At 64.3% G+C, this 13,988-nt stretch carries 15 protein-coding genes; 13 read left to right on the forward strand and 2 right to left on the reverse strand.

Translation table 11 applies throughout. From position 1 onward, the window contains the following. Positions 1-160 precede the first annotated feature (160 nt). The 3 genes from PSEMO_RS05630 to PSEMO_RS05640 all read left to right on the forward strand — a co-directional run bounded on the left by PSEMO_RS05630 (position 161) and on the right by PSEMO_RS05640 (position 4,913). On the forward strand, positions 161-2,380 hold the full coding sequence (locus PSEMO_RS05630) for a primosomal protein N' (protein WP_075802154.1): 2,220 nt from the start codon (positions 161-163) through the stop codon (positions 2,378-2,380). A gap of 105 nt (positions 2,381-2,485) precedes the next feature. Continuing rightward, positions 2,486-4,222, forward strand: a complete 1,737-nt coding sequence (argS, locus tag PSEMO_RS05635) for an arginine--tRNA ligase (protein WP_075802155.1) — start codon at positions 2,486-2,488, stop codon at positions 4,220-4,222. A 1-nt stretch (position 4,223) separates the two neighbouring features. Beyond that, positions 4,224-4,913, forward strand: a complete 690-nt coding sequence (locus tag PSEMO_RS05640) for an SPOR domain-containing protein (protein WP_075802156.1) — start codon at positions 4,224-4,226, stop codon at positions 4,911-4,913. Between the two features lie 129 nt (positions 4,914-5,042). On the opposite strand, the gene PSEMO_RS05645 is transcribed toward PSEMO_RS05640, so the two are convergent. After that, positions 5,043-5,462 carry an NINE protein gene (locus tag PSEMO_RS05645; protein ID WP_075802157.1) on the reverse strand — a complete coding sequence of 140 codons (420 nt, stop codon included), beginning with the start codon at positions 5,460-5,462 and terminating at the stop codon, positions 5,043-5,045. 156 nt (positions 5,463-5,618) lie between these two features. On the opposite strand from PSEMO_RS05645, the gene PSEMO_RS05650 reads away from it, so the two are divergent. From PSEMO_RS05650 to PSEMO_RS05695, 10 genes are all read left to right on the forward strand, one after another. Continuing rightward, entirely contained in the window at positions 5,619-6,251 is a 633-nt protein-coding gene (locus PSEMO_RS05650; protein WP_075802158.1) for a C40 family peptidase, read from the forward strand. 195 nt (positions 6,252-6,446) lie between these two features. Beyond that, complete coding sequence (locus PSEMO_RS05655) at positions 6,447-7,133, forward strand: YggS family pyridoxal phosphate-dependent enzyme (protein ID WP_075802159.1); 687 nt, start codon at positions 6,447-6,449, stop codon at positions 7,131-7,133. A 38-nt stretch (positions 7,134-7,171) separates the two neighbouring features. Further along, entirely contained in the window at positions 7,172-7,990 is an 819-nt protein-coding gene (proC, locus tag PSEMO_RS05660) for a pyrroline-5-carboxylate reductase (RefSeq protein WP_075802160.1), read from the forward strand. Between the two features lie 10 nt (positions 7,991-8,000). After that, a complete protein-coding gene (locus PSEMO_RS05665) occupies positions 8,001-8,591 on the forward strand; it encodes a YggT family protein (protein WP_075802161.1) in 591 nt (196 codons plus the stop codon). Between the two features lie 275 nt (positions 8,592-8,866). Next, the gene (gene metX / locus PSEMO_RS05670) at positions 8,867-10,006 is read left to right on the forward strand and encodes a homoserine O-succinyltransferase MetX (protein WP_075802162.1); all 1,140 of its coding nucleotides are present in this window, start codon (positions 8,867-8,869) and stop codon (positions 10,004-10,006) included. A 7-nt stretch (positions 10,007-10,013) separates the two neighbouring features. Then, the gene (gene metW / locus PSEMO_RS05675; RefSeq protein ID WP_075802163.1) at positions 10,014-10,634 is read left to right on the forward strand and encodes a methionine biosynthesis protein MetW; all 621 of its coding nucleotides are present in this window, start codon (positions 10,014-10,016) and stop codon (positions 10,632-10,634) included. A gap of 27 nt (positions 10,635-10,661) precedes the next feature. Continuing rightward, positions 10,662-11,096 carry a DUF4426 domain-containing protein gene (locus tag PSEMO_RS05680; protein WP_075802164.1) on the forward strand — a complete coding sequence of 145 codons (435 nt, stop codon included), beginning with the start codon at positions 10,662-10,664 and terminating at the stop codon, positions 11,094-11,096. Beyond that, positions 11,093-11,689 carry an RdgB/HAM1 family non-canonical purine NTP pyrophosphatase gene (gene rdgB, locus PSEMO_RS05685; protein WP_075802165.1) on the forward strand — a complete coding sequence of 199 codons (597 nt, stop codon included), beginning with the start codon at positions 11,093-11,095 and terminating at the stop codon, positions 11,687-11,689. Before PSEMO_RS05680 ends, rdgB begins: the two co-directional genes overlap by 4 nt. Continuing rightward, positions 11,686-12,900, forward strand: coding sequence for a radical SAM family heme chaperone HemW (gene hemW, locus PSEMO_RS05690; RefSeq protein ID WP_075802166.1), 1,215 nt, complete (start codon positions 11,686-11,688; stop codon positions 12,898-12,900). Before rdgB ends, hemW begins: the two co-directional genes overlap by 4 nt. Before the next feature lie 9 nt (positions 12,901-12,909). Next, positions 12,910-13,236 carry a DUF3392 family protein gene (locus PSEMO_RS05695; RefSeq protein WP_075802167.1) on the forward strand — a complete coding sequence of 109 codons (327 nt, stop codon included), beginning with the start codon at positions 12,910-12,912 and terminating at the stop codon, positions 13,234-13,236. Between the two features lie 69 nt (positions 13,237-13,305). Here PSEMO_RS05695 and PSEMO_RS05700 read toward each other — a convergent pair. Further along, positions 13,306-13,988 (reverse strand): IS3 family transposase (locus PSEMO_RS05700; protein WP_075802173.1); only part of this gene is annotated, 683 nt, incomplete at its 5' end.

Raw genomic sequence — 13,988 nt, forward strand, 5'->3', positions numbered from 1 at the left:
CTCGACTGCGTGCCGCCACCCAACACCATTGTTGAATACCGCACGTAATTAGGCGGCGAATAATACCAGAGGCTGCCGTCAGTGCAAGATGTCGCTCGCACCGACTGTCGTCTGCTAGGCTCGCCGGCACCTGGAACCTTCCCTACAGAGAAAACTGCGCGTGTCCGACGTCATCCTTCGCCTTGCCCTGCCTTCGCCCCTGCGCAGGCTGTTCGACTACAGGGCCACGGCGAGCATGGCCCGCCAGGCGCTGACCCCGGGCATGCGCGTGCGCGTGCCGTTCGGGCGCCGGGAGATGATCGGCATCCTCGTGGAAGTCGCCGAACACAGCGAGGTGCCCGCCGACAAGCTGAAACCGGCGATCGCCCTGCTCGACCCGGTGTCGCCGCTGCCCCCGGCGCTGTTCAAGCTGTGCCTGTGGACTGCCCAGTATTACCAGCACAGCCTCGGCGACACCCTGAGCTGGGCGCTGCCGGTGCTGCTGCGCCAGGGCGAGCCGGCCGAGGCGCGGCAAGAGCGTTTCTGGCAGGTGGCGCCGAATGCCCGCGCCGACGATCCGCGCATCGCCCGCGCGCCACGCCAGCGCGAAGCCCTGCACACCCTGGCGCAACATCCCCACGGTGTCGCCCATGGCCTGCTGAGCAAGCTCGGCCTGAGCAAGGACAGCCTCGACCTGCTGCTGGCCAAGGAGCTGGTCCAGGTGGAAGTCCGCCGCCATGCCCCGCAGGCACGCCACGAACACTGGCTGGCCCAGCCGGAACTGCCGCTGAACGACGAACAGCGCGCCGCCTTCCATGCCGTGCGCGCCGGTTTCGGGGCCTTCCACGCCTTCCTGCTGGCCGGCGTGACCGGCAGCGGCAAGACCGAGGTCTACCTGCAACTGATCCGCGAGACCCTCGAAGCCGGCAAGCAGGCGCTGATCCTGATCCCCGAGATCAACCTCGGCCCGCAGACCCTGGCGCGCTTCGAACAGCGCTTCAACGCGCGCATCGCCCTGCTGCACTCCGCCGTCAATGATCGCGAACGCCTCGACGCCTGGCTCGCCGCCCGTGATGGCGAGGCCGATATCATCATCGGCACCCGCTCGGCGCTGTTCACGCCGATGAAAAACCCGGGCCTGATCATCATCGACGAGGAGCACGACGGCTCCTATAAACAGCAGGAAGGCCTGCGTTACCACGCCCGCGACCTGGCCCTGGTGCGGGCACGGCAAGAGAACATCCCGATCCTGCTGGGCTCGGCCACGCCGTCCCTGGAAAGCCTGCACAACGCCCATTCCGGCCGCTACGGCCTGCTGCGCCTGAACCACCGCGCCGGCGGCGCCCAGGCCCCGCGCTTCCTGCGCCTGGACGTGAAGAGCCGGCCTCTGGACAGCGGCATCAGCGGCCCGATGCAGCAGGCCATCGGCCAGACCCTCGCCGCCGGCCAGCAGGTGCTGGTGTTCCTCAACCGCCGCGGCTTCGCCCCGACCCTGCTGTGCCACGATTGCGGCTGGCTGTCCGAGTGCCCGCGCTGCGATGCGCGGATGACCGTGCACCAGCGCTCCGGCGAGCTGCGCTGCCACCATTGCGGTTATGACGAGCGCGTGCCGCGCCAGTGCCCGCAGTGCAACCATGTCGACCTGCGCCCGGTCGGCGCCGGTACCGAGCGCGCCGAGGAACGCCTGAGCATCCTCTTCCCGGACTATCCGGTGCTGCGGGTCGATCGCGACAGCACCTCGCGCAAGGACGCGATGAACCAGCTGTTCGCCACCATCCAGCGCGGCCAGCCGTGCATCCTGGTGGGCACGCAGATGCTCGCCAAGGGGCATCACTTCCCGCGGGTGACCCTGGTGTCCATCCTCGACGCCGATGGCGGGCTGTTCTCCGGCGACTTCCGCGCCAGCGAGCGCATGGCGCAGTTGATCGTCCAGGTCGCCGGCCGCGCCGGACGGGCCGAGGAGCCGGGCAAGGTGATCATCCAGACCCACCTGGCCGACCATCCTTTATTGGTCCAGCTCACCGAGCAGGGCTATTTCGCCTTCGCCGAACAGGCCTTGAGCGAGCGCCGCGCCGCCGGCCTGCCGCCCTTCGCCCACCTCGCCCTGCTGCGCGCCGAAGCGCACAAGCCGGGGCAGGCGGAAAGTTTTCTCGACGAAGCCTGTTCCGCCGCCGAACGTTTGCTCGCCGAACAGGGTCTGCATGGCATCGAATTGCTCGGCCCGGTGCCGGCGCCGATGGAACGCCGCGCCGGGCGCTTCCGTGCCCAGCTACTCTTGCAGGCCAACGCCCGGGCGCCGTTGCACCGGCTGATCGCCGCCTGGCTGCTAGTGTTGGAGAGCCTGCCGAGCGGTCGCCAGGTGCGCTGGTCGATCGACGTGGACCCCGTGGACCTGTACTGACCCCGGCCCCAAAAGGTTGGCAACCCGTGCCCGGCAACGGATAATGCCCAGTTTTTCCACCTGCGCCTCGAAGCGCCACCGCGCTTGCGGTCGAAAGAGAATCCCATGAAAGACACCATTCGCCAGCTCATCCAGCAAGCCCTGACCCAACTCGCCGCCGAAGGCGTGCTGCCTGAAGGGCTGGCGCCGGCGATCCAGGTGGAGAACGCCCGGGACAAGACCCACGGTGATTTCGCCAGCAACATCGCCATGATGCTGGCCAAGCCGGCCGGCCTGAAGCCCCGTGACCTGGCCGAGAAGATCATTGCCGCGCTGCCGGCCGACCCGCAGGTGAGCAAGGTGGAGATCGCCGGCCCCGGCTTCCTCAACTTCTTCCAGAACACCCAGGCCCTGGCCTCGCGCCTGGACGCCGCCCTCGCCGACGCCAAGCTCGGCGTGCACAAGGCTGGCGCCGCGCAGAAGGTAGTGGTCGACCTGTCCGCGCCGAACCTGGCCAAGGAAATGCACGTCGGCCACCTGCGCTCGACCATCATCGGTGACGCCGTGGCGCGAGTCCTGGAATTCCTCGGCGACGACGTGATCCGCCAGAACCACGTCGGCGACTGGGGCACCCAGTTCGGCATGCTGATGGCCTACCTCCAGGAAAACCCGATCACCAGCGACGAGCTGTCGGACCTGGAAAACTTCTACCGTGCCGCGAAGAAGCGCTTCGACGAGTCCGAGGAATTCGCCGACCGCGCCCGTGGCCTGGTGGTCAAGCTGCAGGCCGGCGACGCCGAGTGCCTGGCGCTGTGGACCCGCTTCAAGGACATCTCCCTGTCCCACTGCCAGAAGACCTACGAACTGCTCAACGTCAAGCTGACCATGGCCGACGTCATGGGCGAGAGCGCCTACAACGACGACCTGGCCAACGTGGTCAGCGACCTCAAGGCCAAGGGCCTGCTGGTCGAGAGCAACGGCGCCCAGTGCGTGTTCCTCGAGGAATTCAAGAACGCCGAGGGCGAGCCGCTGCCGGTGATCGTGCAGAAGGCCGACGGCGGCTACCTCTACGCCACCACCGACCTGGCCGCCGTGCGCTACCGCAGCAACGTGCTGCACGCCGACCGCGCCCTGTACTTCGTCGACCAGCGCCAGGCCCTGCACTTCCAGCAGGTGTTCGAGGTGGCCCGCCGCGCCGGCTTCATCAGCCACCCGATGCAGACCGAGCACATGGGCTTCGGCACCATGAACGGCGCCGACGGCCGTCCGTTCAAGACCCGTGACGGCGGCACCGTGAAGCTGATCGACCTGCTCAACGAAGCCAAGGAACGCGCCTACACCCTGGTCAAGGAAAAGAACCCAGAACTGCCGGAAGATGAACTGCGCGCCATCGCCAAAGTGGTCGGCATAGACGCGGTGAAATACGCCGACCTGTCCAAGCACCGCACCAGCGACTACAGCTTCAATTTCGACCTGATGCTGAACTTCGAAGGCAACACCGCGCCTTACCTGCTCTACGCCTACACCCGCGTCGCCGGCGTGTTCCGCAAGCTGGGCAAGGACTTCAGCGAAGTCGACGGCCACATCGTGCTGCAGGCCCAGCAGGAGCAGGACCTGGCCGCGCGCCTGGCGCAGTTCGCCGAGATCCTCAACAACGTCGCCGAGAAAGGCACCCCGCACATCCTGTGCAGCTACCTGTACGACGTTGCCGGCCTGTTCTCCAGCTTCTACGAGAACTGCCCGATCCTCGCCGCGGAGACCCCGGAACAGCAGCAAAGCCGCCTGCGCCTGGCTGCCCTGACCGGCCGCACCCTGAAACAGGGCCTGGAACTGCTGGGCCTGGAAACCCTGGAGCGCATGTAAGTTGGCTGCCAAGAAAAAACCTGCTCCCAAGCGCGGCGCCAGCCGCAACCAGCCTGCGGCCAAGGCGCCGATCCCGGGCTGGATGTGGCTGGCCGCCGGCCTGACCATCGGCGCCTTCATCGTCTTCCTGATGAAGCTGGAACCGGGTCGGGATGATGTGAAGCGCGAGAAGCCGGAGCAGCAGAAGGCCGAGAAGATCGCCGAAGCCAACAAGACCCCGCCCAGCCCGCAGGCCCCCGTGAAGCCGAAGTACGACTTCTACACCCTGCTGCCGGAATCGGAAGTCATCGTGCCGCCGGAAGCCGTGCCGGAGAAAACCCCGCCGGTCCCGGCGCAGCCTCCGGTGACCCCGGCGGAAGCGGCGAAGATCGACACGGCCCGCGCCCAGGCCGCGCTCAACGGCGAGGTGCCGCCGCCCGCGCCACCGGTGATCAAGCCGGCAGCCACCACGCAGTTCTATCTGCAGGCCGGTTCGTTCCGCAAACAGGCGGACGCGGACAAGGTCCGGGCACAGATCATCCTGCTCGGGCAGTCGGTGCAGGTGGAATCCGGCACGGTGAAGGAAGAAACCTGGTACCGCGTGCTGGTCGGCCCGTTCAGCAACCGCGAACAGCTGACCGTGGCGCAAAAGCAACTGGCCGGCAGCGGCTTCAACAACCTGCTGTTGCAGCAACGCCAGACCCGGCAATGAAGCAGCCATAAGCTTCAAGCCGCAAGCTGCAAGCAATCGGCGCGCGCCGCACCTGCTGTTTCTTGCCGCTTAAAGCTCGCGGCTTGCAGCTCAAAAAGAAGGCCCTGATGCGAATCAGGGCCTTTTTGCTTAGTAGCGCTCTTGCGCGTTCTTCATCGAGATCTGCGTGTTCAGCGTCCAGAAGTCGTACAGCACGCCGATCAGGAACAGGCCGCCGGTGAACAGGTAGATCACCCCGGTGATCCACTTGCCCATGAACATCCGGTGCACACCGAACACGCCGAGGAAGGTCAGCAGCAGCCAGGTGACGCTGTAGTTGACCGGGCCGGCGTGGAAGCGCAGGTCGGCTTCGCGGTCCATCGCCGGGATCAGGAACAGGTCGATGATCCAGCCGATGCCCAGCAGGCCCAGGGTGAAGAACCAGATGGTGCCGGTGACCGGCTTGCCGTAATAAAAGCGATGCGCCCCCAGAAATCCGAAGATCCATAACAGGTAACCGATGACCTTGCTGTGGGTATCGGGGCGTCCTGCGTTTTGATAACCGTTCATTCATAGCCTCTGCGGGTTAGGAAAAAAATATCTAAAAATCGTGTGACTTTTTTGGAACTTACCGACGTGTGACAGTTCCGAGACGACCAGCGGATCAGAAATTGACCAAAAAGCTGTTATAAAGTTGCCCGCCAACACACACAAGAGCCTTGCCTAATGCGTCTATTTTTCAAGACATGGCTGACTATTTGCCTATTATTGCCCCTGGCCGCCCACGCCACCAACCGTGAGCAACGTCTTCCCAACGGCTTTGTCGGTTACACCGCCAGTTCCACGGCGGTTCGCTCGAACAAGAGCAGTATCAACAAGTCCCGTTCCAACCATCGCATCAGCAACGCCGCCGCCAAGCAGGTGGTCGCACAGATGCCCGCCAGCCAGAGCAGCGATGTGCTCAGCCGCGCCGTCAACCAGCTGGGCACACCCTATCGCTGGGGCGGCAGCACGCCGGGCAAGGGTTTTGACTGCAGCGGGCTGGTGAAATACGCGTTCAACGATATCGATGAAGTCGACCTGCCGCGCACCTCCAGCGCCATGGCCAGTGGCGACCACGGGGTGAAAGTGGATCGCAAGGACCTCAAGCCCGGGGACCTGCTGTTCTTCAATATCCGTAGCCGCCGGGTCAACCATGTGGCGATCTACCTCGGTAACGACCGCTTCATTCATGCCCCGCGTACCGGCAAGAATGTGACCATCGATACGCTGAACAAGCCTTACTGGCAGAAGCATTACGTGGTCGCCAAGCGCGTGCTGCCGCAACAGCAACAGCAGCTTCGCCTGGCCAAGCGCTGATCCAGAATTTTTATTGAGGCTGATGGCCCTATCGCTGGCAAGCCAGCTCCCACAGGTTCGGTGCATGCAGTACCTGTGAGAGCTGGCTTGCCAGCGATAGGGCCATCAGCAGCACCCCGCCACCCGGCCTAGTGCCATAAAGCCCCGACAAGCGGGTAGAATGCCCCGGACCCAGAAGCCGCCGGCATCGAACCCATGTCCACCCTCGCAGACAACCTCTCCACCCTCGCCGCCCGCATCCAGGCCGCCGCCACGGCTGCCGGGCGCAATCCGGCGGACATCCAGCTGCTGGCCGTGAGCAAGACCAAGCCCGCCAGCGCCGTACGCGAAGCCTTCGCCGCCGGCGTGCGCGATGTCGGCGAGAACTATCTCCAGGAAGCCCTGGGCAAACAGACGGAATTGACCGACCTGCCCTTGACCTGGCACTTCATCGGCCCCATTCAGTCGAACAAGACTCGCGCCATTGCCAAGCACTTCGACTGGGTACATTCGGTGGATCGACTGAAAATCGCACAACGCCTTTCCGAACAGCGCCCGGACCATCTGGCGCCGCTGAACCTGTGCCTGCAGGTCAACGTCAGCGGCGAGGCCAGCAAGTCCGGCTGCACCCCGGAAGAGCTGCCAGCCCTGGCCCAGGCCATCGCCGCCCTGCCGAAGGTGCGCCTGCGCGGCCTGATGGCGATCCCCGAGCCCACCGACGATCGCGCCGCCCAGGATGCCGCCTTCGCTCGCGTTCGCGAGCTGCAGGACAGCCTGGGCCTCGGCCTCGACACCCTCTCCATGGGCATGAGCCACGACCTGGAAAGCGCCATCGCCCAGGGCGCGACCTGGGTCCGCATCGGCACCGCGCTGTTCGGCGCCCGCGACTACGGCCAGGCCTGACCCATGCTTTTTCCCTTACACCCTCTCAAGGACCTGACATGAGCAAGACTCGTATTGCCTTTATCGGCGCCGGCAACATGGCCGCCAGCCTGATCGGCGGCCTGCGCGCCCAGGGCCTGGAAGCCGCGCAGATCCGCGCCAGCGACCCGGGCGCCGAGCAACGGGCGAAGATCCATGCCGAACACGGCATCGACCTGTTCGAAAGCAACGCCGAGGCCATCGAAGGCGCCGACGTGGTGGTGCTGTCGGTCAAGCCGCAGGCGATGAAAGCCGTATGCGAAGCCCTCAAGCCGAACCTCAAGCCCGGGCAACTGGTGGTGTCCATCGCCGCCGGCATCACCTGCGCCAGCATGAACGCCTGGCTCGGCGCCCAGCCGATCGTGCGCTGCATGCCCAACACCCCGGCCCTGTTGCGCCAGGGCGTCAGCGGCCTGTACGCCACCGCCGAAGTCAGCGCCGAACAGCGCCAGCAGGCCGAGCAACTGCTGTCGGCCGTGGGCATCGCCCTGTGGCTCGACAGCGAAGCCCAGCTGGACGCGGTCACCGCCGTCTCCGGCAGCGGTCCGGCCTACTTCTTCCTGCTGATCGAGGCCATGACTGCGGCCGGCGAGAAGCTGGGCCTGTCCCGCGAGGTCGCCTCCAAGCTGACCCTGCAAACCGCCCTCGGCGCCGCCCATATGGCCGTATCCAGCGATGTCGACGCTGCCGAGCTGCGGCGCCGCGTGACCTCGCCGAACGGTACCACCGAGGCGGCGATCCAATCCTTCCAGGCTGACGGTTTCGAGGCCCTGGTTCAAAAAGCACTGGGCGCCGCCGCGCACCGCTCGGCCGAAATGGCCGAACAACTGGGCAAATAAGGAGCCTTACATGATCGGATTGAGTTCTGCCGCCGTCTTCATCCTGCAGACCCTGGGCAGCCTGTACCTGCTGGTGATCATGCTGCGCTTCATCCTGCAGCTGGTCCGTGCCGACTTCTACAACCCGCTGAGCCAGTTCGCCGTGCGCGCCACCCAGCCGCTGCTCAAGCCGATGCGCCGGATCATCCCGAGCGTGTTCGGCCTGGACATGTCTTCGCTGGTGCTGGCGATCATCGTGCAGATGCTGCTGATGGGCGTGATCCTGGTGCTGCTCTACGGCACCGCCGGCAACCCGCTGAGCCTGCTGATCTGGTCGCTGATCGGCCTGGCTGCGCTGTTCCTCAACATCTTCTTCTATGCGCTGATCATCAGCGTGATCCTCTCCTGGGTCGCGCCGGGCAGTCATAACCCGGGTGCCCAGCTGATCAACCAGATCTGCGACCCGTTCCTCGCGCCGTTCCGCCGTATCCTGCCGAACCTGGGCGGCCTGGATATCTCGCCGATCCTGGCGTTCATGGCGCTGAAGCTGATCGACATGCTGGTGATCAACAACCTGGCGCTGATGACCGGGATGCCGGAAGTGCTGCGTCGCTTGATCTGATTTCACCGTTGTTGCTGATGGCCTCATCGCTGGCAAGCCAGCTCCCACAAGGTCCGCGTCGAGCACAAATCTTGTGACTGACCCAAAACCCTGTGGGAGCCGGCTTGCCGGCGATGAGGCCCTCAGTGACAGGACAATTTCTGCAGCACTGCACGCGGTCCCTGTGGGAGCTGGCTTGCCAGCGATGGGCTCACCACGATTCACCTTGGCACATTGCTTGCCGCTCCCCCCGGTGGTCTTTAGACTGACGCGTCATTCACGCGTGAGCAGGGTCGATGTCCACTGTCCTTCCCGAAGATTCCGTCGGTCTGGTTACACCGCAAATTGCCCGGTTCGATGAACCGCTGGCCCTCGCCTGTGGCCGTTCGCTGGCCACCTACGAGCTGATCTACGAAACCTACGGCACGCTCAACAGCACTGCCAGCAACGCCGTGCTCATTTGCCACGCGCTCTCCGGCCATCATCACGCCGCCGGCTACCACAAGGCCGAAGACCGCAAGCCGGGCTGGTGGGACAGCTGCATCGGCCCGGGCAAGCCGATCGATACCAACCGCTTCTTCGTGGTCAGCCTGAACAACCTCGGCGGCTGCAACGGCAGCACCGGCCCGAGCAGCGTCAACCCAGCCACCGGCAAGCCCTACGGCGCGGATTTCCCGGTACTGACCGTGGAAGACTGGGTGCACAGCCAGGCGCGCCTGGCCGATCGCCTGGGCATCCAGCAATGGGCCGCCATCGTCGGCGGCAGCCTCGGCGGCATGCAGGCCCTGCAATGGACCATCACCTACCCGGATCGCGTGCGCCACTGCGTGGACATCGCCTCGGCACCCCGCCTGTCGGCGCAGAACATCGCCTTCAACGAAGTCGCCCGCCAGGCCATCCTCACCGACCCGGAGTTCCATGGCGGCTCGTTCCAGGACCAGGGCGTGATCCCCAAGCGCGGGCTGATGCTGGCGCGCATGGTCGGGCACATCACCTACCTGTCCGACGACTCCATGGGCGAGAAATTCGGCCGCGAGCTGAAGAGCGACAAGCTCAACTACGACTTCCACAGCGTCGAGTTCCAGGTGGAAAGCTACCTGCGCTACCAGGGCGAGGAGTTCTCCGGGCGTTTCGACGCCAACACCTACCTGCTGATGACCAAGGCGCTGGACTACTTCGACCCGGCTGCCCGCCACGGCGGCGACCTGGCGGCGAGCCTGGCCCACGTGACCGCGGACTACTGCGTGATGTCCTTCACCACCGACTGGCGCTTCTCCCCGGCCCGCTCGCGGGAAATCGTCGATGCGCTGATCGCCGCGCGCAAGAACGTCTGCTACCTGGAGATCGACTCGCCGTACGGCCACGACGCCTTCCTGATCCCGACCCAGCGCTACATCCAGGGCTTCACCAACTACATGAAACGCATTGCCTGCTGAGGACCCCATGAGAGCCGATTTGGAAATCATCCAGGACTGGATCCCCGCCGGCAGCCGCGTCCTCGACCTGGGGTGCGGTAACGGCGAGCTGCTGGCGTCGCTGCGCGATACCAAGCAGGTCACCGGCTATGGCCTGGAGATCGACGCCGACAACATCGCCGAGTGCGTGGCCAAGGGCGTCAACGTCATCGAGCAGGACCTCGACAAGGGCCTGGGCAACTTCGCCAGCAACAGCTTCGACGTGGTGGTCATGACCCAGGCCCTGCAGGCCGTGGAGTACCCGGACCGCATTCTCGACGAGATGCTGCGGGTCGGTCGCCAGTGCATCATCACCTTCCCCAACTTCGGTCACTGGCGCTGCCGCTGGTACCTGGCGACCAAGGGTCGCATGCCGGTGTCGGACTTCATGCCGTATACCTGGTACAACACGCCGAACATCCACTTCTGCACCTTCGAGGACTTCGAGGCCCTGTGCAGCGAACGCCGCGCCCAGGTGCTGAACCGCCTGGCGGTGGACAATCGTCACCGCAACGGCTGGGGTGGTCGCCTGTGGCCTAATCTTCTAGGTGAGATCGGTATCTATCGTGTCAGCAGCCCCGGCCTGCAGGAGCACAAGGTCGCGGTATAACCGTCGTTGAAATCGGAGGATAGGATCATGCGTCGTCTAGCCCTGTTGTTGATCAGCCTGTGCCTGGCCGTGCCGGCACTGGCGGCCGATGCCGCGAAACCGGAGCGCAAGGAAGTCTTCGGTGACGTGACCGTGCATTACAGCGTGTTCAACTCCACCTTTGTGCAACCCGCCACGGCCCAGGCCGCCGGGCTGATCCGCAGCAAGAACCAGGGCGTGATCAACGTCACCGTGCTCAAGGGCGGCAAGCCTGCGGTGGCCAACGTCAGCGGCAGCGTCAGCGACCTGACCAGCCGCAAGAGCGCCCTGACCTTCAAGCAGGTCACCGACCAGGGCGCCATCTACTACCTGGCGCAGTTCCCGATCGAACAGGAAGAAAGCCGCACCTTCGCGATCAAGGTCGGCTCCGGTGACACCAGCAACGACTTCAGCTTCACTCAAACCGTATTCCCGGGCGAATGATGAAAATCCAGCAACTCGTATTGGCCAGCCACAACGTCGGCAAACTCAAAGAACTGCAGGCCATGCTCGGTGACACCGTGCAACTGCGTTCCATCGGTGAATTCAGCAGCGTCGAGCCGGAAGAGACCGGCCTGTCGTTCGTCGAGAACGCCATCCTCAAGGCGCGCAATGCCGCGCGCATTTCCGGCCTGCCGGCACTGGCCGACGACTCGGGCCTGGCCGTGGATTTCCTCGGCGGTGCGCCGGGCATCTATTCCGCGCGCTATGCCGACGGCAAGGGCGACGCGGCGAACAACGCCAAGCTGCTCGACGCGCTGAAGGACGTGCCGGAAGCCGAGCGCGGTGCGCAGTTCGTCTGCGTCCTGGCCCTGGTGCGGCACGCCGATGACCCGCTGCCGATCCTCTGCGAAGGCCTGTGGCACGGGCGCATCCTCACCGCCGCCAGCGGCGAGCACGGCTTTGGCTACGACCCGCTGTTCTGGGTGCCGGAAACCAACTGCTCCAGCGCCGAGCTGGCGCCTGCCGACAAGAACCAATTGAGTCACCGCGCCCGTGCAATGAGCCTGCTGCGTCAACGTCTGGGCCTGGCATGACCGAAAAATCGCCAGCCCAGCCACTGCACGCGGACGAGGCAGGTTTCACCACTCAAGCACCACGGGCGGCGCTGCCGCAGCTACCGCCCCTGGCGCTGTACATCCATATCCCGTGGTGCGTGCGCAAATGCCCGTACTGCGACTTCAACTCCCACACCGCCAGCGCCAACCTGCCTGAAGAGGACTACGTCGACGCGCTGCTGGCCGATCTGGACCAGGAGCTGCCAGCCGTCTACGGCCGGCCGATCAGCAGCATCTTCTTCGGTGGCGGTACGCCGAGCCTGTTCAGCGCCAAGGCCCTGGGCCGGCTGCTGGCCGGGGTCGAGCAGCGGATTCCGTTCGCCAGCGATATCGAGATCACCCTGGAAGCCAACCCCGGGACCTTCGAACAGGAGAAGTTCAAGGCCTACCGCCAGCTGGGGATCAATCGCCTGTCCATCGGCATCCAGAGCTTCCAGCAGAGCAAGCTGGAGGCCCTCGGTCGTATCCACAACGGTGACGAAGCGATTCGCGCGGCGGACATGGCGCGCAATGCCGGGTTCGACAACTTCAACCTAGACCTGATGCATGGCCTGCCGGACCAGAGCCTGGAAGAGGCTCTGGCCGACCTGCAACAGGCCATCGACCTGAAGCCGACGCACCTGTCCTGGTACCAGCTGACCCTGGAACCGAACACGGTGTTCTGGAACCAGCCGCCGGAACTGCCGGAGGACGACATCCTCTGGGATATCCAGGAAGCCGGCCAGGCACTGATGGCCCGCCACGGCTATCGCCAGTACGAGATTTCCGCCTACGCTCAGCCGGGCAAGGCTGCGCGACATAATTTGAATTACTGGAGTTTCGGCGATTTCATCGGTATCGGCGCCGGTGCCCACGGCAAGCTCAGCCACCCGGACGGACGCATCCTGCGCACCTGGAAGACTCGCCTGCCGAAGGACTACCTGAACCCGGCGAAGGCCTTCAAGGCGGGGGAAAAGCTGCTGTCGCTGGACGAGTTGCCGTTCGAATTCCTGATGAATGCGTTGCGCCTGACCGAGGGCGTGGAAGCTACGCTCTTCAGCGAACGTACCGGACTGCCGATGGAGCAGTTGAAGGAAGCCCGTCGCGAGGCCGAACAAAAGGGTCTTTTGCAAGTCGAACCGACGCGGCTGGTCGCCACGCCACGTGGCCAGCTGTTCCTCAATGACCTGTTGCAGTACTTCTTGACCTAAGGAAAGCGCATGGACCTGGTACTCGACCTGCTCTCGACCGTCTCCCGCTGGAGCCGCAGCAACCTGTCGGAGATTTCCCTGGCATTGGTGGGCTGCCTGCTGGTGCTGTTCGGCACCGACATCAAGGCCTGGGTCGAAGGCCGCCTGGGCAACTTGGCTGGCGCATTGCGCGTGCCGTTCATGGCACTGCTGGTGCTGATCGGCAGCGGCGCTGCGCTGATCTATGCCACCCCGTGGGTGGTGAAGGGATTGAGCCAGTTCAACAACTATGCGCTGGCTCCGGTGTTGCTGGTGGTGCTGGTGTTGATCGGTGTAGTGGCCGATCGGCGGGGGTAATAGTTGAGGGCCTCATCGCTGGCAAGCCAGCTCCCACAGGGTGGACTGCCCCCGAAAAGTTGGACAGCTTTAGCCAGCGGCCTGAGCCCTGTAATCGACGGGGCTTAGGCCATTTAGCCTCAGCTTGATGCGGTCATGGTTGTAGTAGCGGATGTACTCATCTAGGCCGGTGATCAGCTCTTCGACGCTCTCAAACCGTTTCAAGTAGAAAAACTCCGACTTGAGCGTGCCGAAGAAGCTTTCCATAGCGGCGTTATCCAGGCAATTCCCTTTGCGCGACATGCTCTGCTTTACGCCGCGCTGCTCAAGCTTTTCTCGGTATTGGCGCTGCTGATAATGCCACCCCTGATCAGAGTGAATGACCAGCTTCGGCTCCTTTCCCAAGCTACTCAGGGCTTTTTCCAGCATGTTCCCCACCAGCTCATAGCTGGGCCGGCGAGCGATCTCGTAGGCCACGATCTCACTGTTGTACAGGTCCATCACTGGTGAGAGGTAGAGCTTTTGCTGAGCCACTTTAAACTCGGTTACGTCAGTTACCCACTTCTGATTGGGCCGCTGGGCGATGAAGTTCCGCTCCAGCAGATTCTCGGCAATCCTGCCTACCTCTCCTCGATAGGACCGATATTTTTTAGGCCGCACTACCGCCTGCAAACCTTGGTCTGCCATCAGTCGCTCCACAACCTTCTTGTTCACCAGGACGCCTTGATTCTTGATCGCCAGCGTCACGCGCCGATACCCATAGAGCCCTTTTT

The sequence above is a fragment of the Pseudomonas putida genome (assembly GCF_001941965.1).
In the GTDB taxonomy this organism is placed as follows: Bacteria; Pseudomonadota; Gammaproteobacteria; order Pseudomonadales; family Pseudomonadaceae; genus Aquipseudomonas; species Aquipseudomonas putida_L.